Annotated in this window: 20 protein-coding genes; 13 read left to right on the forward strand and 7 right to left on the reverse strand. The window is 62.0% G+C overall.

Annotated elements, in window-relative coordinates; translation table 11 throughout:
• From AC2FNB_RS16760 to AC2FNB_RS16775, 4 genes are all read left to right on the forward strand, one after another.
• The coding region (locus AC2FNB_RS16760; RefSeq protein WP_496748056.1) for a M24 family metallopeptidase at positions 1-835 on the forward strand (835 nt) is incomplete at its 5' end.
• Positions 836-844: 9 nt separating this feature from the next.
• On the forward strand, positions 845-1,498 hold the full coding sequence (locus tag AC2FNB_RS16765; protein ID WP_496748058.1) for a 5-formyltetrahydrofolate cyclo-ligase: 654 nt from the start codon (positions 845-847) through the stop codon (positions 1,496-1,498).
• Between the two features lie 98 nt (positions 1,499-1,596).
• Positions 1,597-2,826, forward strand: coding sequence for a bifunctional alpha/beta hydrolase/OsmC family protein (locus AC2FNB_RS16770; RefSeq protein ID WP_496748060.1), 1,230 nt, complete (start codon positions 1,597-1,599; stop codon positions 2,824-2,826).
• Positions 2,827-3,202: 376 nt separating this feature from the next.
• Positions 3,203-4,120, forward strand: coding sequence for a hypothetical protein (locus tag AC2FNB_RS16775; RefSeq protein WP_496748062.1), 918 nt, complete (start codon positions 3,203-3,205; stop codon positions 4,118-4,120).
• 67 nt (positions 4,121-4,187) lie between these two features.
• Here the strand turns inward: AC2FNB_RS16775 and AC2FNB_RS16780 are convergent, their stop codons facing one another.
• Positions 4,188-4,775: a biotin transporter BioY gene (locus AC2FNB_RS16780; RefSeq protein ID WP_480749782.1), complete on the reverse strand. Its 588-nt coding sequence runs from the start codon at positions 4,773-4,775 to the stop codon at positions 4,188-4,190.
• Between the two features lie 76 nt (positions 4,776-4,851).
• Positions 4,852-5,274 carry a DUF6314 family protein gene (locus AC2FNB_RS16785; protein ID WP_496748064.1) on the reverse strand — a complete coding sequence of 141 codons (423 nt, stop codon included), beginning with the start codon at positions 5,272-5,274 and terminating at the stop codon, positions 4,852-4,854.
• Positions 5,275-5,409: 135 nt separating this feature from the next.
• On the opposite strand from AC2FNB_RS16785, the gene purB reads away from it, so the two are divergent.
• The 6 genes from purB to AC2FNB_RS16815 all read left to right on the forward strand — a co-directional run bounded on the left by purB (position 5,410) and on the right by AC2FNB_RS16815 (position 10,720).
• Positions 5,410-6,714 (forward strand): adenylosuccinate lyase, encoded by a 1,305-nt coding sequence (gene purB, locus AC2FNB_RS16790; protein ID WP_496748066.1) that lies wholly within the window; start codon positions 5,410-5,412, stop codon positions 6,712-6,714.
• 123 nt (positions 6,715-6,837) lie between these two features.
• On the forward strand, positions 6,838-6,993 hold the full coding sequence (locus AC2FNB_RS16795) for a hypothetical protein (protein WP_480749779.1): 156 nt from the start codon (positions 6,838-6,840) through the stop codon (positions 6,991-6,993).
• 104 nt (positions 6,994-7,097) lie between these two features.
• Positions 7,098-7,646 (forward strand): tetratricopeptide repeat protein, encoded by a 549-nt coding sequence (locus AC2FNB_RS16800; protein ID WP_496748069.1) that lies wholly within the window; start codon positions 7,098-7,100, stop codon positions 7,644-7,646.
• A gap of 57 nt (positions 7,647-7,703) precedes the next feature.
• Positions 7,704-8,816, forward strand: coding sequence for a flagellar motor switch protein FliG (locus AC2FNB_RS16805; protein ID WP_496748071.1), 1,113 nt, complete (start codon positions 7,704-7,706; stop codon positions 8,814-8,816).
• A gap of 116 nt (positions 8,817-8,932) precedes the next feature.
• Positions 8,933-9,787, forward strand: coding sequence for a DMT family transporter (locus AC2FNB_RS16810; RefSeq protein ID WP_496748073.1), 855 nt, complete (start codon positions 8,933-8,935; stop codon positions 9,785-9,787).
• 9 nt (positions 9,788-9,796) lie between these two features.
• On the forward strand, positions 9,797-10,720 hold the full coding sequence (locus AC2FNB_RS16815) for a lysophospholipid acyltransferase family protein (protein WP_496748075.1): 924 nt from the start codon (positions 9,797-9,799) through the stop codon (positions 10,718-10,720).
• On the opposite strand, the gene AC2FNB_RS16820 is transcribed toward AC2FNB_RS16815, so the two are convergent.
• Positions 10,721-11,419, reverse strand: coding sequence for a DUF1223 domain-containing protein (locus AC2FNB_RS16820; RefSeq protein ID WP_480749773.1), 699 nt, complete (start codon positions 11,417-11,419; stop codon positions 10,721-10,723).
• 226 nt (positions 11,420-11,645) lie between these two features.
• On the opposite strand from AC2FNB_RS16820, the gene acnA reads away from it, so the two are divergent.
• The 3 genes from acnA to AC2FNB_RS16835 all read left to right on the forward strand — a co-directional run bounded on the left by acnA (position 11,646) and on the right by AC2FNB_RS16835 (position 16,738).
• A complete protein-coding gene (gene acnA / locus AC2FNB_RS16825; protein WP_496748077.1) occupies positions 11,646-14,336 on the forward strand; it encodes an aconitate hydratase AcnA in 2,691 nt (896 codons plus the stop codon).
• Between the two features lie 138 nt (positions 14,337-14,474).
• Positions 14,475-15,170, forward strand: coding sequence for an SDR family NAD(P)-dependent oxidoreductase (locus tag AC2FNB_RS16830; RefSeq protein WP_496748079.1), 696 nt, complete (start codon positions 14,475-14,477; stop codon positions 15,168-15,170).
• Positions 15,171-15,235: 65 nt separating this feature from the next.
• Positions 15,236-16,738: a BCCT family transporter gene (locus AC2FNB_RS16835; protein WP_496748081.1), complete on the forward strand. Its 1,503-nt coding sequence runs from the start codon at positions 15,236-15,238 to the stop codon at positions 16,736-16,738.
• Between the two features lie 82 nt (positions 16,739-16,820).
• Here the strand turns inward: AC2FNB_RS16835 and AC2FNB_RS16840 are convergent, their stop codons facing one another.
• Genes AC2FNB_RS16840 through ccmB form a run of 4 tightly spaced genes read right to left on the reverse strand, consistent with a single transcriptional unit; the run spans position 16,821 to position 18,983 of the window.
• Positions 16,821-17,360 carry a DsbE family thiol:disulfide interchange protein gene (locus tag AC2FNB_RS16840; RefSeq protein WP_496748083.1) on the reverse strand — a complete coding sequence of 180 codons (540 nt, stop codon included), beginning with the start codon at positions 17,358-17,360 and terminating at the stop codon, positions 16,821-16,823.
• A complete protein-coding gene (ccmD, locus tag AC2FNB_RS16845) occupies positions 17,353-17,511 on the reverse strand; it encodes a heme exporter protein CcmD (RefSeq protein ID WP_480749768.1) in 159 nt (52 codons plus the stop codon). The genes AC2FNB_RS16840 and ccmD overlap by 8 nt, the downstream gene beginning before the upstream one ends.
• Positions 17,508-18,281, reverse strand: coding sequence for a heme ABC transporter permease (locus AC2FNB_RS16850; protein ID WP_480749767.1), 774 nt, complete (start codon positions 18,279-18,281; stop codon positions 17,508-17,510). The genes ccmD and AC2FNB_RS16850 overlap by 4 nt, the downstream gene beginning before the upstream one ends.
• Positions 18,282-18,326: 45 nt before the next feature.
• Positions 18,327-18,983 carry a heme exporter protein CcmB gene (gene ccmB, locus AC2FNB_RS16855; RefSeq protein ID WP_496748086.1) on the reverse strand — a complete coding sequence of 219 codons (657 nt, stop codon included), beginning with the start codon at positions 18,981-18,983 and terminating at the stop codon, positions 18,327-18,329.
• Between the last annotated feature and the right edge of the window lie 18 nt (positions 18,984-19,001).

Genomic DNA, 19,001 nt, shown 5'->3' on the forward strand with positions numbered 1-19,001 from the left:
CAACAAGCGGCTGGCGGTGGACAAGATCATGCTGCACGGGCTGCGCGCGCTGGAGGCGCAGGGGTTCGAGATCGTCGAGGGCGAGGAGGTCACCGAAAAGACCCGCGCCGTGAAGGGACCGGACGAGATTCTGGCGATGCGTTGTGCACACCATGCCTGTGAAACGGCCGTCGGGGCGATGGAGGAGTTTGCCCGCGCCAATGTGGGCGATGGCAGGACCAGCGAGGATGACATCTGGGCGGTGCTGCACGCCGAGAACATCCGGCGTGGCGGAGAGTGGATCGAAACCCGCCTGCTGGCCTCGGGGCAGCGCACCAATCCGTGGTTCCAGGAATGCGGGCCGCGCATCACACAAAAGAACGAGGTCATCGCCTTTGACACCGATCTGATCGGGTCCTACGGCATCTGCATCGACATCAGCCGCACGTGGTGGATCGGCGACCAGAAACCGACGAATGCAATGGTCTATGCGATGCGGCACGCGCATGAGCATATCATGACCAACATGGAGATGCTCAGGCCCGGCGTGACCATTCCGGAACTGACCGCCAACGCGCACCGGCTGGATGACAAGTTCCAGGCGCAGAAATACGGCTGTATGATACATGGGGTGGGATTGTGCGACGAGTGGCCGTTGGTGTCCTACCCCGACAAGGCGGTCGAGGGGGCCTATGATTACGCGCTGGAGCCGGGCATGGTGTTGTGTGTCGAAGCCTGCGTCGGCGAAGTGGGCGGCGAATTCTCGATCAAGCTGGAGGATCAGGTGCTGATCACCGAGGACGGGTACGAGAACCTGACCACCTATCCCTTCGACAAGGCGCTTATGGGGGAATAGGCTGTCGGTATGACCGACAACACGCCCGGAGACGCCCCCTGTTTTGCGCATCATCTGGTCAACGGCTTTCCCGTTGACCCCGAGACGTGGCGCGACGTGGCGCGGTTTCGCCGTGCGGAACGGGCGCGCCTGCTGGGGTTGCGCGACGCCATGCGCCCCGAGGAGCGGAACCGGCAGGCAAAGGTCATCGCCGACGGTCTTGACCGGCTGATCGAACCGGGCCCCGGCAAGGTGATCGCGGTCTATTGGCCGATCCGGGCCGAGTTGGACCTGCGCGGGTGGATGCGCCGCTGTCACGAGCGCGGCGCGACGACATGTTTGCCGGTGGTGATGCAAAAGGATGCGCCGCTGGTCTTTCGCGAGTGGACACCCGGCTGCGCGATGGAGCGCGGTTTCTGGCGGATACCGGTTCCGGCAGAAGGCGCTTTTTGCGATCCGGATGTGGTGATATCTCCGGTTCTGGGCATCGACGCGAATGGCTACCGGCTGGGCAATGGCGGCGGATATTATGACCGCACACTGGCAGCGATGCCGCGCAAACCGCGCGCCTTTGGCGTCGGTCAGGGGTTCGCGCGGATCGCGACCATCTATCCGATGCCCTGGGATGTTGCGATGAATGCGGTGGTTCTTGGGAACGGCGATCTGTGGCAATTTCCCCGGTGAGACCGCACGGGGCCTCACCTTGACGTGACACCGGCGACACATGGCTTGTAAGCGCGCGCCACCCTTCCCAAACTCCTGTCGACTTCAGGAGACTTAACATGCCCACAGAACGCATCACCTTTGCCGGCCATGATGGCGGCCAGCTTGCAGCCCGGTTCGACTTGCCCGATGGCCCCATTCTGGCAACCGCGATTTTCGCCCATTGCTTCACCTGTTCCAAGGATATCCCCGCCGCACGGCGTATCGCGGCGCGGCTGGCGGCGATGGGGATTGCGGTGTTGCGGTTCGATTTCACCGGGCTGGGTCATTCCGAAGGCGAATTCGCCAACACCACCTTTACCTCGAATGTCGAGGATCTGGTCGCGGCGGGACAGTACCTGAGCGGGCGCGACATGGCGCCATCGGTTCTGATCGGTCATTCGCTGGGTGGGGCTGCGGTGCTGCGCGCCCGTGCCGGACTGCCATCGGTCAAGGCGGTGGTCACATTGGGCGCCCCTGCCGATCCGGGCCATGTCTCGCATCATTTCGAAGGTGAAATCCCGAGAATTCAGCAGGAAGGCGCCGCCGAAGTTCTTCTGGGCGGCAGGCCCTTCCGGATCGGGCGCGATTTTGTCGAGGATATTTCCAGCATCTCGCTGACCGAGGCGATCGGCGGGTTGAAGGCGGCGCTGCTGGTGCTGCATGCACCGCGCGACGACACTGTCAGCATCGACAATGCCGCGCAGATCTTTCAGGCGGCAAAACACCCCAAAAGCTTTGTCACGCTCGACGGCGCGGATCACCTGATCTCGCGCGCGGAGGATGCAGAATATGCCGCCGACGTCATATCGGCCTGGGTATCGCGCTATCTGGACCTGACCCCCCCAGCCCCGCCCCCGGGTGCGCCCGAGGGCATCGTGCGGGTGACCGAAGCCGACGTGAACGGGTTTCTGCAGGATGTGCAGTCGGGGCCGGATCATCACACGCTTGCGGATGAACCGGTCGCCTATGGCGGCACAGACAAGGGCATGTCGCCCTATGGATACCTGGCGGCGGGGCTTGGGGCGTGCACCTCGATGACGATCCGCATGTATGCCCGGCGCAAGCAATGGCCGCTGAAAGGGATCAGTGTCGATGTCAGCCACAACAAGGTGCATGCACAGGATGCCGGGCTGAAGACGGACAGCAAGATCGACCATTTCGACCGGCGAATCCGCCTGGACGGCCCGCTGGACACCGAACAGCGGCGGAAACTGCTGGAGATCGCCGACAAATGCCCGGTGCACCGGACATTGGAAGGATCGGCACATGTGACCACGGTTCTTGTGGAAGACCCGCTGGCCGTCTGAGGGCTTTTGGGGACCGCGGTCGGGTCTTTCGACCGCGGGTTACCGCGCGCGCCCTGGCCGGGATGATCGACGAAAATTATATGCGGCCCCCTCATCCACCGGCGCGTGCCGAAAACGGTACTTGGTGAGCCTGTATCCAGACAGGCGCGACCCAAAAAGGCTTACGCAAGGCCGGTATACAGCAATGGTATGGCTCAAACCCGGCGACATCACGCGCACGAGATAGCTTTCATAACCCAAACTTAACGATTTGAAGAGAAAATCAACAATAACCGCATAATGCGAAACTGATCGATGAGAAGCCAAGACTTCGATGTTGCGAGGTAATGTTGAATGAGACAATGCTGGTGGAATTTGATCACTAGGAAACATAGGCATGACAGAATTATCTCTTAACTTTGGCTTTCATCCCAATCGGTTAGAAATAGACGCTGGTGAAGTAACCATCAGAACATTACCGGAACACGAATCCACGGTCGCGGACCTTTTTGAAGCAGAGGTCATCGAAAATCACTGGGTTTATGCACCGCCACAAAAAACCAGGAATTTCATATCGGGCATCGTAAGCGAAAAACCCTATTCTGCCCGTGTCTTCGGGCTACCCAAGACACACACGATCACTCATCGCAGTGCAAACGATGAGGAGCATTTGACGTTTCATCTTTGGAGTGTCTCGTTTTTCACCGGATTGCGTCTGACCGCTACAAACGCAGGTTTTCTGGACGCCACGCCAACTAAACCCGGAAAGCTAGTAGACTTCACTCCACTCTTCGACGACCTCGCACAAAGTATTGATCTCACCGAACGTTTCTGGATCGATAACCACACAAAACCTCGTCAGCCTTGTCGCTTCGCTGCCGCCATTCACGCCCTTTTCTTGGCGCAATATCCACCCGCCCTACAATTTGAACGTTTCTTGTATTTGTATACCGCGCTAGACGCCTGTTATAAAATCGCCGAAGAAATGAAACCACCAAATAATAGAATAGTTCACGCAAAGCGTGCTGAGTGGCTGTGCCAGCAATTTGAAATGAGTGTTCCAGAATGGGCAGATTCGAGTATTTCAGGGGCGGCTGAGATCGCCGCTATTCGGAATGATGCAGTACATGAAGCCCTCTTTATGGGTCAGCCGCTCGGCTTCGGTTTACATGGTGTTGGCTCCAACCAGAATCTGACGCTGGAACTTCAGGCTCTTATATGTCGCTTTCTCGTTGCATTGATCGGCGCGCACAACACAAGCTACGTGAAATCGCCTGTCAACTGTCGGTCTATCCATAGTCTACGCCTCACTTGACTGTCGTCCACATAAGAAAAGGCCCGGAGCGATGCGCACCGGGCCTTTCGTCTTGTTGCCGTCAGGCTTAGCCGCGGGCGTTGCCCACCAGTTTCCACAGGCCGGGGATCAGCAGCGCGGCCAGCACCAGCTTGATCGCGTCGCCCACCAGGAACGGGGTCAGGCCCCATTCGAGGATCGGCTTGTCCCAGCCATAGAGCTGGCCCAGCCACAGCAGGCCGGGAACGTAGATCAGCACGTTGGCCAGCACCAGCGCCAGCGCCATCTTGCCGAACGAACGGTCCCAGCCGCGCGCGGCCAGTGCGCCCAGCGTCACCGTGGCCAGCAGGTAACCGACCAGATAGCCGCCGGTGCCGCCCATCATGTAGGTCAGGCCGAATTTCTCGGCCGAGGATCCGGCGAACACGTCAAAGCCCAGCGCGCCGACCAGCAGGTAACCCAGCATGGTCACCAGGCCCAGGCGCGCGCCATAGGCGGTGCCGATCGAGAGAACGGCAAACGTTCCCATGGTGATCGGAACCGGCCACATCGGCACCTTGATTTTTGCGGCAATCGCCAGGGCAACGATGCCCAGCGCCACCAGAACCACTTGCTTGACCCTGAGGGCCGTTCCTTCGCGCGGGCCGATTGCGTCGGCCAGAACACTCATGCTCATTCCATGGTCTCCCATATCAATCCGTCATTGGCACACAGCAATGCCCATTCAGGCCGCCTGCTGCAAGAAGTTTACGCTATCGGCGCGAGAATTCCGTCCTCATTTCATAGGATTTGCGCGGACCCGAGACCGTCCAGCGCACGCTCCAGCGCGGCCAGGCGGAGAAATCATAGGCCGCGTCATAGCTGTCGGGCGGGCAGTCGTGGTGGTCGGCCGGTTTTGCTTGACCCAGGGTTAAGCCATGGAAATAACGGCCATCTTCGAAATGAATCGCGATCTGCGGGCCTGCGGCTTGCCACAGATAGCGGCGGGTTCCGCGCATCGGCTGCTGGCCGGGGATGCGCAGCGTAACCTCTTCGTCATAGACGAGGCCCTCTTCGCTGCGACGCAGCGTCGCGACCCCGTCGGCACGCAGGATCTGGCCGGACAGGCGGTCGTCGATCACCCGCTCAAGGCGCCATTCGCCCTCGAAATCGGCAATTCTCTGCGGCGCGGTCATCGGCGTAACCGGCGTGGGGGTAGAAAAATCAGGGCAAACCGTCTCATCCGGGGTCTCGTGTCTTGTTCCAGCGCGCGCGGGGGTCTAAGACCCGCGCCAACGCCCCATGCCAATCACAAAAAGGTGCCGCTGCCAATGATCCCCCGCTATTCCCGCCCCGAAATGGTCGCCATCTGGTCGCCCGAGACCAAGTTCCGCATCTGGTACGAAATCGAGGCCCATGCCTGTGACGCGCAGGCCGAGCTGGGGGTGATCCCAAAGGCCAATGCCGAGGCCGTGTGGAAGGCCCGGGACGTGGAATTCGACGTGGCCCGGATCGACGAGATCGAGGCGGTGACCAAGCATGACGTGATCGCGTTCCTGACCCATCTGGCCGAGCATATCGGGTCAGAGGATGCGCGCTTCGTGCATCAGGGCATGACCTCGTCGGACGTGCTGGACACCACGCTGAACATCCAGCTGGTACGCGCCGCCGACATCCTGCTGGCGGATATGGACAAGGTGCTGGCGGCGCTGAAAAAGCGCGCCCACGAACACAAGGACACCATTCGCATCGGCCGCAGCCACGGCATCCATGCCGAGCCGACGACGATGGGGCTGACCTTTGCCCGCTTTTATGCCGAGATGGACCGCAACAAGAACCGGTTGGAAAAAGCGCGGTGGGAAGTGGCCACTGGCGCGATATCCGGCGCGGTCGGCACCTTTGCCAATATCGACCCTGCGGTCGAGGAACATGTGTGCGAAAAGCTGGGCCTGCGCCCCGAGCCGATTTCCACCCAGGTCATTCCGCGCGACCGGCATGCGATGTTCTTTGCCACGCTGGGCGTGATCGCCAGCAGCATCGAGAACATCGCCGTCGAGATCCGCCACATGCAGCGGACCGAGGTACTGGAAGCGGAAGAGTTCTTCTCGAAAGGTCAGAAGGGATCGTCGGCGATGCCGCACAAGCGCAACCCGGTCTTGACCGAGAACCTGACCGGCCTCGCCCGGCTGGTGCGCATGGCGGTGATCCCGGCGATGGAGAACGTGGCGCTGTGGCACGAGCGGGATATCTCGCATTCCTCGGTGGAGCGCGGCATCGGCCCCGACGCCACCGTGACGCTGGATTTCGCGCTGAACCGTCTGGCCGGCGTGATCGAGAATCTGGTCGTCTATCCCGACAACATGCTTGCCAACATGAACAAGTTCCGAGGGCTGGTGATGAGCCAGCGGGTGTTGCTGGCACTGACTCAGGCGGGGGTGAGCCGCGAGGACGCCTATCGTCTGGTGCAGCGCAACGCCATGAAGGTCTGGGAACAGGGCAAGGATTTCAAGACCGAGCTGCTGGGTGATTCCGAGGTGACGGCAGCACTCAGTCCGGCGGAGATCGAAGAGAAATTCGATCTGGGTTATCACACCAAACACGTGGACACGATTTTCGCGCGTGTTTTCGGCGCGTAACCGGTCACAGTTCAAGTACAAAGTGCAAGGCCCGGATCGCACGCGTGATCCGGGCTTTGTTCTTTTGCCAGACGGGACAAAACCGGCTATGATGAAAGCGCAAGTCGAGACAGGAGAAACGCGATGACGTTCAAGACGCTAGCTTGCGCTGTTGTTTTCGGGCTGTCGGCCTCGGTCGCCCTGGCCTGCGAAATTCATCAGCAACAAACGCAGTCCTGCGTACCCGGCACCGTCTGGGACAGCGAAAGCCAGAGCTGCGTGAAAGAGGTCACGAGTTGAACTGTGCCTCACCGAAGTTTGAAAGAAAGCGGGTCGCTTGCGGCTCGCTTTTTTCAATGTCACGCTATTTGATTTGAGAACGGATATTTGACCGGAGACCTTCGATGCGCCTGTTGATCGCGACTGCTATTGCCCTTTCTGGATTTGCCTTCACCCCCGATACGGCCCTTGCCGCCAGCGGTGGCAGCGGAAGCCCGCCCAAGACCACGAAAACCACCAAGAAATGCCTGTTCGGGCGGGTCTGGGATGTGGATACGCAGAAATGCGTCAAACCGAGCGCGACCAATTTCACCGATGACGAACTGTACGAAGCCGCGCGCGAGCTGGCCTATGACGGGCAGTTGGCTCATGCACAGAATGTGTTGCGGGTGATGAGCGATCAGAACGACGACCGCGTCCTGACCTATTGGGGATTTACCTATCGCAAACAGGGCCAGACCGATCTGGCCAACGCCTATTATCAAAAGGCGATCGCCACCAATCCCGACAATCTTCTGGCCCGCAGCTATATGGGACAGGGATTTGTCGCCGAAGGCAAGACCGGCCTGGCCATCGAGCAATTGAAAGAGATCAAGGCGCGGGGTGGCGAGGGAAGCTGGCCCGAAACCTCGCTGCGCGATGCGATCCGGTCGGGGGTCACTTACAGCTATTGAGGTTCAGCCTTTCTTTACCGGTGTGCGGCTAGCCTGACTGCGGAAGTCAATTGTTGGATGGCGCAGGCGATGCAGGACGGCAGTGCATTGGTTCGAACAGGTGCGGGTGCGCCGCGGGCGCGTGCCCCGGAACCGGATGTGGTGGAAGAACGCAGGGTTCCGCGGGACCTGTCCAACCTTCAGAAGGCCGCCGTCGTGGTGCGGCTGTTGCTCAACGAAGGCGCGGATATCCCGCTGGAGGAGCTGCCCGAGGAACTGCAGGCCCGGCTGACGCAGCAGATGGGGTGCATGGGGCTGGTGGACCGGGTGACACTGGACGCCGTCGCGCATGAGTTTGCCGAGACGTTGGAGGGGATCGGCCTGTCCTTCCCGCACGGGCTGGCCGGGGCGCTGGACGCGATGACCGGCAAGATCGGCGCAAGTACGGCGGCGCGCCTGCGCAAGGAGGCCGGGGTGCGCCAGATCGGCGATCCGTGGCAACGTTTGCGCGCGCTGGAAGCCAAAGAACTGGCTGAAATGGCGCAGGCCGAGAGCACCGAAGTGGCGGCGGTGATGCTGTCCAAGCTTGACACGCCCAAGGCCGCCGCCCTGCTGGGATGCCTGCCGGGGCCGGTGGCGCGGCGCATCACCTATGCCATGTCGCAGACCGGCAATGTGACGCCCGAGGCGGTGGACCGGATCGGCTGGTCGCTGGCGGCGCAACTGGACCGCAAGCCGGTGCCCGCGTTCAAGGACCGGCCCGAGGCGCGGGTTGGCGCCATCCTCAACCAGTCGGCGGCCAGCACCCGCGACGGGCTGTTGCATGCGCTGGACGAGGAGGACGCGGAGTTCGCCAGCAATGTGCGCCGGGTGATCTTTACCTTTGCCCATATCCCGGAGCGGATTTCGACGCGCGATGTCGCGGCGGTGATCCGGGGGGTCGAACAGCCGGTTCTGGTCGCGGCGCTGGCCGGGGCCGAGACCGAGGGCGACCGGGCGGCGGCGGAGTTTCTGCTGGCCAACATGTCGAGCCGCATGGCGGACAACCTGCGCGAGGAGGTCGCCGAGCGTGGCAAGGTCAAACGGGCCGAGGCCGAACAGGCCATGGCCGAAGTTGTGGGATCAATCCGCACGCTGGTCGATGACGGGACAATCACGCTGATCGAGCCGGAGGCCGAAGAAGCGGCCTGACCCAGCGTCAGGAACGTTACGGCAATTGCGAAGCAAGTGGATGGACCGGCAACGCGTCCCGGCCTATCAAGCCCTATGACAACCGCCCTTCCCTTGCCCCACGATGGAGACCCGGCTTGAGCGCCGGGGCGGGTCGCGCCATCGTGATGATGGTGCTGGCGATCCTGTGCTTTTCGCTGATGGATGCTTCGGTCAAGGCGCTGGCGCCGAAGATCGGGGTGCTTTCGGCGCTTTGGGTGCGATATGCCGGGCAGATGCTGGTGGTGCTGGTGCTGGTTCTGCCGCGCCTGCGGCGGATCGTGCGGACACGGTACCCGAAGCTGCAATTGCTGCGCTCGCTGCTGCTGATGGGGGCGACGGGGTTTTTCTTTGTCGGGCTGAGTCGCATTCCCCTGACGGATGCGGCGGCACTGATGTCGATCAACCCGGTTCTGATCACACTGGGGGCGGCGTTGTTTCTGCGCGAACCACTCGGGCCGCGCCGGATCACCGGGATCGTGGTGGCCGTGCTGGGGGCTGCGATGGTAATCCGCCCCGGCTCGTCGGTGTTTCAACCGGCCGCGTTCTTTCCCATCGGGGCGGCCATCTGTTATTCGGCCTATGCCTTGCTGACCCGGCGCGTGGGTCCGGACGAGGACCCGTGGACATCGCTGTTTTATACCGGGCTGGTGGGCACGGTTCTGCTGAGCCTGATCGCCCCGGCGCAATGGCAGATGCCCGAGCCGTCGGGCTGGGGGCTGATCGTGCTGGTCGCGGGGTTCGGCACAATGGGACAGATGTTCCTGATCCTGGCCTTCAGCCGGGGCGAGGCGGCGATGCTGGCGCCCTATGCCTATTCCGGTCTGGGCTTTGCCGCGTTGTGGAGCGTGCTGTTCTTTGCGGAATACCCCGATCCGTGGACCGTCCTTGGCACGCTTGTGATCGCGGGGGCGGGTCTGTATGTCTGGCATCGCGAGACGCAACAGCGGTGAGACCCCTATATGCCCATCGAAAAATCGGAACTCGGCCGAGTTGAACTTGGCAAATACTATGCCGCCAACGTGTTTCTGAAGGGCGTGATCGGCGCCATGCACCTGTTGCCTTACGAGCGCCGCCTTGCGGCGATGGGCGCGATGGTGCGCCGTTTGTCGCCGCTGGTGGGGTTCCGCAAGCGGGTGGAGAAGAACCTGAAACTCACCTGCCCCGACCTGCCGTCCGACGAGGTCGACCGGATCTGCCGCGAGGTGCCCGACAATGCCGGGCGCGCGATCATGGAACATTTCTCGCCCGAGGATTTCACCGACCGCCAGAGAAACGCCAAGGTGTCCGGCGCGGGCGTTGCGGCCTTTGATCAGGCGGTGGCCGAGGGGCGGCCGCTGATGATGATCACCGCGCATTTCGGTCACTATCTGGCCGCGCGCATCGCGTTGCAGACCCGCAGCGGCAAACCGATCGGATGCCTCTATCGCCGCATGGCCAACCCCTATTTCAACGAGATGTATGTGGACGCGTTCCACCGCACCGGCGAGCCGATGTTCGAACAGGGTCGCAGGGGCATGATGGAAATGGTGCGGTCACTGAAACAGGGCGGCATCATCGCGATTGTCTCGGACCTGCACGCGCATGGCGGCGAGGAACTGACCTTTTTTGGCAAACCTGCAGTCACCTCGATCCTGAATGCGGAACTGGCGATCAAATACGGTGCGGTTATGATCCCATGTTATGCCGTCCGGCAACCCAACGGGGTCGATTTCGAAATCGTTCTGCACGACCCGGTGCCGCATTCCGATGCCAAGACCATGACGCAGTACATCAATGACGACCTCGAAGCGATGGTGCGTCAGCATATGGGCCAGTGGTTCTGGATCCACCGCCGCTGGAAAGCGTGGAACGGTCTGGGCGTTCAGCCCGAGGACATGCCCTGATCACTCGACCCTGGCGGCGGCGACGATTGGCCCCTGATCGGCGTGCTGCACGATCACGACGGCAGGGAGATGAGGATCGAGCGAGGTGGTGAAGTTCGCCTCTGCTGATCCGCTCCATTGGCCCGCAACCTGCCAGCTTTCCACTACGTTGGCATAGTTCAGGTCATGCCCGGCCAGCTCTCCGCGTTTGATCGAGGCATGGCGCAGCGGGGAATACTGAACGACCTGGATCGAGTAGGTACCACGTTCCGTCAGGCTGAGCGGCGCAACGTCGATTGAAAGATCGTCACCATTGCGGACCGCGGAAACGCTGACAACATCCGGCCGGGCGCTGTGAAGGCGGATCAGCCGCTCAAGTTCGCGCCCTTTGGCACCGACCACATCGTGCTGACCGTTGATCACCATTTGCGGCGTATAGATCATCGATCGGCCGCCCTCGCGCGCATAGGCGCGTTGGCGCTGGGCATGACTGGGATCGGCATACTCGTCTTTCCAGCCGATGTAGTCCCAGTAATCGACATGCAGGGCCAGGCCGATCACGTCGTCGCGCTGCGCCAGTTCGTGCATGATCCGGTCTGCCGGGGGACACGAGGAACAGCCCTGCGAGGTGAAAAGCTCGACCACGACAGGATTTCCTTCGGCCGATGCCGGCGTGATCGTGGACAGGCAGAACAATGCGGCGGCGAACGATTTGAACATGGGTGGCCCTGGTTGAATTGGGATGGCTACCTTGGTGTAGAACGCCTGCCGTTCAACCGCTAATCAAGGTTTCTTGAGTTGGATGTCAGCGGATCGGTCAAAAATGTGTGCAATGGTATACAAAAATTGCCGCACCCCCCGTCTTGGACCTTGAACGGAGGCCGTTCGTGATGCAGATAGCCATCAGCGAATCCCATTTCCACGCATTTTGACAGGGAGGCCACGGATGCCCATCAAAGTTGGACAGGATACCGCCAAGACACGCAAGACGCTGAGCGTGAATGGCAAGTCCGTTTCTTATTATTCGATCCCCGCCGCGCAAGAGGCCGGCCTGGGCGATTTCTCAAAGCTTCCCGCCGCGCTGAAAGTGGTTCTGGAGAACATGCTGCGATTCGAGGACGGCGGATTCTCGGTGTCGGTTGACGACATCAAGGCCTTTGCCGAATGGGGCGCCAAGGGCGGCAGGAACCCGCGCGAGATTGCCTATCGCCCTGCCCGCGTGCTGATGCAGGATTTCACCGGCGTTCCCGCCGTGGTGGACCTGGCCGCGATGCGCGACGGCATCAAGGGCCTGGGTGGTGACGCGCAGAAGATCAACCCGCTGAACCCGGTCGATCTGGTCATCGACCACTCGGTCATGATCGATGAGTTCGGCAATCCGCGCGCGTTCCAGATGAACGTGGACCGCGAGTACGAGCGCAACATGGAGCGGTATCAGTTCCTGAAATGGGGCCAGAACGCGTTCAACAATTTCCGCGTCGTGCCGCCGGGAACCGGCATCTGCCACCAGGTGAACCTGGAATATCTGGCGCAGACTGTCTGGACAGACACCGACCAGAACGGCGACGAAGTCGCGTACCCCGATACGCTGGTCGGCACCGACAGCCACACCACGATGGTCAACGGCATGGCCGTTCTGGGCTGGGGCGTTGGCGGGATCGAAGCCGAGGCCGCGATGCTGGGCCAGCCGATTTCGATGCTGATTCCGGAAGTGATCGGGTTCGAACTGACCGGCCGGATGGTCGAGGGCACAACCGGCACCGACCTGGTTCTGAAGGTCGTCGAGATGCTGCGCGCCAAGGGCGTGGTGGGCAAGTTCGTCGAATTCTACGGCACCGGCCTTGACCGTCTGCCGCTGGCCGACCGGGCAACCATCGCCAACATGGCGCCAGAATACGGCGCCACCTGCGGCTTCTTCCCGATCGACGGCGAGACCCTGCGCTATCTGCGCAATACCGGCCGCGACGAGGACCGTATCGCGCTGGTCGAAGCCTATGCCAAGGAAAACGGCTTCTGGCGTGATGCCGATTACGCCCCGGTCTATACCGACACGCTGAGCCTGGACATGGGCACCATCGTGCCCGCCATTTCCGGCCCCAAGCGCCCGCAGGACTATGTGGCGCTGACGGATGCCAAGACCGCGTTCACCCGCGAGATGGCCGAGACCTTCAAGCGCCCGATGGGCAAGGAGGTTGCGGTCAAGGGCGAAGATTACACGATGGAATCGGGCAAGGTGGTGATCGCCTCGATCACGTCCTGCACCAACACCTCGAACCCCTACGTGATGATCGGCGCCGGTCTGGTGGCGCGCAAGGCCGCCGCACTGGGGCTGAACCGCAAGCCCTGGGTCAAGACCTCGCTGGCGCCGGGAAGCCAGGTCGTCAGCGCCTATCTGGAGGCCGCCGGCCTGCAGGAGGATCTGGACAAGATCGGCTTCAACCTTGTGGGTTATGGCTGCACCACCTGTATCGGCAACTCGGGTCCGATCCAGAAGGAAATCAGCGAAGCGATTGCCGAGGGCGATCTGGTGGCCACCAGCGTTCTGTCAGGCAACCGCAACTTCGAAGGCCGTATCTCGCCCGACGTGCGCGCCAACTATCTGGCCTCGCCGCCGCTGGTGGTGGTCTATGCGCTGGCCGGCACGCTGGATATCGACCTGACATCCGAGCCGATCGGCACCGACAAGGACGGCAACGATGTCTATATGAAGGACATCTGGCCGACCCAGAAGGAAATCGCCGACCTGGTCGAAAGCACTGTGACCCGCGAGGCATTCCAGTCGAAATATGCCGACGTCTTCAAGGGTGACGAGAAGTGGCAGGGTGTCGAGACCACCGATGCCGAGACCTATGACTGGCCCGCGACCTCGACCTATATCCAGAACCCGCCCTATTTCCAGGGCATGGGAACGGAGCCGGGCACCATCACCAATATCGAGGGCGCCAAGGTACTGGCGATCCTGGGCGACATGGTCACCACCGACCACATATCGCCCGCCGGGTCCTTTGCCACCACCACGCCCGCAGGCAAGTATCTGACCGAGCGTCAGGTGGCGCCGCGCGAATTCAACTCGTATGGCTCGCGCCGGGGCAACCACGAGATCATGATGCGTGGCACCTTTGCCAATATCCGCATCAAGAACGAGATGCTGGACGGGGTCGAGGGTGGCTATACCAAGGGGCCGGATGGCGCACAGACCTCGATCTATGACGCGTCGATGGCGTATCAGGACGCGGGCACGCCGCTCGTGGTCTTTGGAGGCGAGCAGTATGGCGCGGGGTCTTCGCGCGACTGGGCGGCCAAGGGCACGGCACTGCTGGGCGTCAAGGCGGTAATCGCCGAGAGCTTTGAGCGTATTCACCGTTCGAACCTGGTCGGGATGGGCGTCATCCCGTTCGAGTTCACCGGCGGAGACACCCGCAAGACGCTAGGCCTGAAGGGCGACGAGACGGTTTCGATTTCGGGGCTGGACACCATTCAACCGCTGCAGGAGGTGCCTTGCACCATCACCTATGGCGACGGATCGGAGAAGACCATCACCCTGAAATGCCGGATCGATACCGCGCCGGAGATCGAGTACATCGAAAACGGCGGCGTGCTGCACTATGTGCTGCGCAATCTGGCCAAAGCCAGCTGAGACAGAACGCTTCAGTAGCATTTGAAGGGCGCCTGCGGGCGCCCTTTTCTTTTTGCGAGGCTCTGCCTCGCGCTCCGGGGTATTGGGAACCAGAAAGAAGCGGCTTTCCTCCTGCGCCTTTATCGCTAGGCTGGCGGGATGAAAAAAGTTGCATTGGTGACAGGCGGCGCGCGGGGGATCGGGCGGGCGATTGTCGACGATCTGGCGCGGGACCATTCGGTTGCGTTCACATGGCGGTCGACGGAACCGGCGGGAGCCGGGGATGGCAAACTGGCGATCCGAGCGGATCTGACCCGACCGGATCGGGCCGAAGAGGTTATTTCGCAGGTAATCGGACAGTTCGGCAGGCTGGACGTGATCGTCAATAATGCAGGATTGATCGCGTCCACCCCCAAGGACGCATTTGACGCCGAGGCGCACCGGGCCATTCTGGATCTCAACCTGCTGGCGCCCGCCGCGCTGTTGGCTGCTGCCCTGCCGCATCTGGACGCCGGGGCGGCAATTGTCAGCATCTCGTCGGTCAACGCGGTGCTGCCGCCGCGCGATGCGGCGACATACGGGGCCAGCAAGGCGGCGCTGAACCTGTGGACGCGGGCGATGGCCAAGGAGCTTGGTCCGCGGGGCATCCGGGTGAACGCGGTGGCGCCGGGCGCGATCAACACCCCCGAAGCGCCGCGCGCCGACGACCTGACCGATGCGTTTGTCAGGGACACGGCGCTGGGCCGGATCGGGACACCCGAGGACGTGGCCCGCGCGGTTCGGTTTCTGGCCTCGGACGCGGCGGGGTTTATCACGGGCGAGATCCTGACGGTGTCCGGGGGCTACCGGATCTAGGTTCTGGACCTTCGCGCGATAATTGTGCAGGCTTTTCAGATTGCTGAACCGGAGGGGAGACCGGGATGCCCAAGCCCAACGCCTTGCTGACATGCTCTTTGTGCGTGATCGCGGTGGTCGGGGTCTGGGGCATTGTCGACATCGAGGGTCTGGTGACCTGGGCCAGCAGGATCGTTCAGCAGAGTTTTCACAGCCGGGGCTGGTTCGTGATGCTGGCCGCGTCGGGTATGCTGATCGGCTGCCTGGGGCTGGCCTTTTCCGGATATGGCGACATACGGCTGGGCAAGGATGACGAAACGCCGGAATTCTCGACCGCCTCGTGGATTGCGATGCTGTTTTCGGCGGGCATGGGCGTGGGGCTGCTGTTCTGGGCGGTAGCAGAGCCGCTGACCCATTACCGCTTTATCTCGGGCATGGCGCCGGATTTCCTTGCAGCGCAGCAGGCCATGCTGGCCACCAATTTTCATTGGGGGCTGCACGCCTGGGCCATCTATGGTTCGACCGCGCTGACGATTGCCTATTTCAGTTTTCGGCGTGGTACCGGCATGATGGTCAGCGCGCCCATCAGATCCCTGTTTCCCGGTGAGCGTTGGGCCGAGCTGGTTGGATGGCTGTCGGATTTCATGGCCATTATCGCGATCGCCATCGGGGTTGGCGGGTCGATGGCGATGGGTGTTTTTCAGGTGGCGGACGGTCTTGCGGTGATGGCCGGAAAGGATGCGACCGGGCCGGTTCTGATCGGCGGGGTATTTGCGGCCATGGTCGCCGCTTATGTCCCTGCCCTGATGATCGATCTTGGTCAGGGCATGGCGCGGCTGTCGAACGCGGCGATGGCGATCGCCATCGCGCTGGTGGCCTATACCATCATTCTTGGCCCGACCGAATACCTGCTGAACACGGTGGTTCAGGGGTTTGGCGACTATGTGACCAATGTCATCCCCCGAGGCTTTCAGATCTATACGTTTTTCGGCGACGAGGTAGCCAAGTGGTTCAGCGACTGGACGCTGACCTATATGGTCTGGTGGATCGCGTGGGGGCCGTTCGTGGGTGTTTTCGTCGCCCGCATCTCGCGTGGGCGCACGATTCGTGAGTTCGTGATCGGGGTGCTGTTCGCCCCCACCCTGTTTTCGATCCTGTGGTTTGGCGCGTTCGGGGGCATCGGCCTTTTTGAGGCGCTTAACGGTGCGGGAGAGTTGCTGGCCCTCACCCAGACCAATATCGAGCGTGTGACCTTTGCCCTGCTCGACCGTCTGCCCCTGTCCGCTGTGACCACGCTGGCGACGGTGCTGGCCGCGTTCCTGTTCATCGTGACAAGCGTTGTCAGTGCGGCCTTTGTGCTGGGGACATTCTCGACCGGGGGCGATCCCAATCCGGCGCCGCGCGTGCGTCTGATCTGGGGCGCTCTGCTGGGGTTGCTGAGCGTCGCGATGATCCTGTCGGGGTCGGTGGACTCGGTCAAGATCCTGATATCGCTGGGTGCCTTGCCCTTTGTCTTTATCTCGGTCCTGCTGATGGTGTGCCTGTTCCGTGGCCTGCGCGAGGAGGGAGCACGCGATGCTGGTCGGTGACCTGACGGATACCGTGATGAACCTGGTGACCTTTGCCTTTATCGCGGCGATGGTCTGGATCCTGCTCAGGCCCTGAGCCCGTCTATTCCGACGTGGCGGCCTCCATCGCGGGGCGCAGGCGGTTGGTCAGTTCGCGTTGCGTCAACGGCCCGGCGACACGCAGGATGATGCGGCCCTCGCCATCGACAAGGAAGGTTTCCGGAACGCCGTAGATTCCCCAGTTGATGTTCATCGCCTGCTCGGACGCGCCGCCGGCGGTATAGGGATCGCCCAGCTCGTCCATGAAGGCCAGTGCGTTGTCGGGATCGTCCTTGTAGTTGGCGCCCAGAACGGTGATGCCTTCCTGTTTCAGCGCCTCGAGGTTTGGGTGTTCGGCGCGGCAGGGAGCGCACCAGCTGGCCCAGAAATTGACCAGCTTGATCTTGCCGTCGCGCAGGGTCTCGTCCGACCACAGCGCCTTGTCGCCCAGTTGCACCAGTTCGACCGCCGGAGCCTGCTTGCCGGCCAGTGCGGTGGGCAATTCGTCCTTGTTGTCACTGCGGAACATCTGCATCACCGCGAGGGCGACGAACGCGCCGAAGATCAGCGGCGGCGCCAGCATCAGGGGCGAAACCTTAGCCATTCCGGGTCATCCTTTGTTCGACCTTTTCCATCTCGGCCCGCACCTTGCGGCCACGCACGAGGCTGAAAATCACCAGTGCCACAAGCAAAAGCACCGAGGCGGCATAGGCCGACAGGACCGTGTCGGCATATTTTCCAAGATCGGGGATCATGCGTTGACCCTTTCACGCGCCAGAAGCGCCTTGATGCGCCGGGCCCGGATCTCGGTTCCGGTGCGGTAGAAGACCAGCGCGATGAACAACAGGACAAAGCCGATGATGCACATCAGCAGCGGGTAGAAGAAGATGTTGCTCACCTTTTCTTCGGTGTCGGTTCCGGTGATCGCCCCGGCCCGCATGACCGATGCGCCCTGATGCAGGCCCTGGTTCCAGAAATTCACTGCGTAGCGGCTGAGCAGCGCAAAGACCGAACCGACCAGACACAGCACCGAGGTCAGATCAGCGGCGGTGTCGGGGTCCTCGATCGCCTCCCACAGGGCGACGTAGCCCAGATAGAACAGGAACAGGATCAGGAACGAGGTCAGGCGTGGGTCCCAGGCCCACCATGTGCCCCACATGGGCTGACCCCAGATCGCGCCGGTAGCCAGCGCAATCAGCGTCATGACGATGCCGATGGGGGCCGCCGCACGGGCGGCAAGCGCGCTGACATGGTGGCGTCGAACCAGCCACACCAGCGAAGTTGCCAGCATCATCAGCCAGCAATTGATCGCCATCAGCGCCGCGGGCACGTGCAGATAGATGATCTTGACGGTCGAGCCCTGCTTGTAGTCGTCGGGCGTGAAGAAGAAGCCCCAAACGAGGCCCACCACCAGAAACAGCGCGGAGGTGACCCAGAAGAATGGCAGCACGCGCTCGGTCGTGGCCAGAAACTTCTTGGGGTTGGCGTATTCCCAGAGGGCGTTGGCTTTGGTTGCTAGTGACATGGGGCTTATCTAGTCCGAGTCGGGTCCATTCTCAATTGACAAAGGTCAACGCAGGTTCACGCGCAGCACCGCAGCGCTGGCAAAGGGCAGAAGGGCAATGGTGGCGGCAGTGATCCCGGCGAGCATTAGCAGCGGTGTCGTGGTCTCCATCCCCGTGGCGCCGCGCCGGGCGACCTCGGCCCCGAAGATGAGGGTTGGTACGTAAAGCGGCAGGACCAGCAGCGACAACAGCAGGCCGCCGCGTTTCAGCCCCACCGTCAGGGCCGCTCCGAAAGTGCCGATGACGCTGAGCGCCGGGGTGCCGATGGCGAGCGAGACCACCAGCCAGAAGAACCCGGGCACAGGCAAGTTGAGCAAAACGCCCAGCACGGGTGCGGCCAGAACCAGCGGCAGGCCGGTTGTGATCCAGTGTGCCAGAGCCTTGATCGTCACCACCGATTCCAGAGGCAGCGGCGCGGTGGCGAGCAGATCGAGCGAGCCGTCCTCCCAATCCAGCGCCAGCAGGCGGTCCAGCGACAGAAGACAGGCCAGCAGCGCGCCCAGCCACAACACACCGGGCGCGATGGTAGACAGGAGCGAGGATTGCGGACCAACGGAAAACGGCACCAGCACCGTGACGATCAGGAAGAACGCCAGGCCGAGGCCAAAGCCTCCGCCCGCGCGCAGCGCCAGCGTCAGGTCGCGCTTGAGCAGGGCGATCACAGGAAACCTCCGTCGAAG

The sequence above is a fragment of the Ruegeria sp. BHSB058 genome, assembly GCF_059613285.1.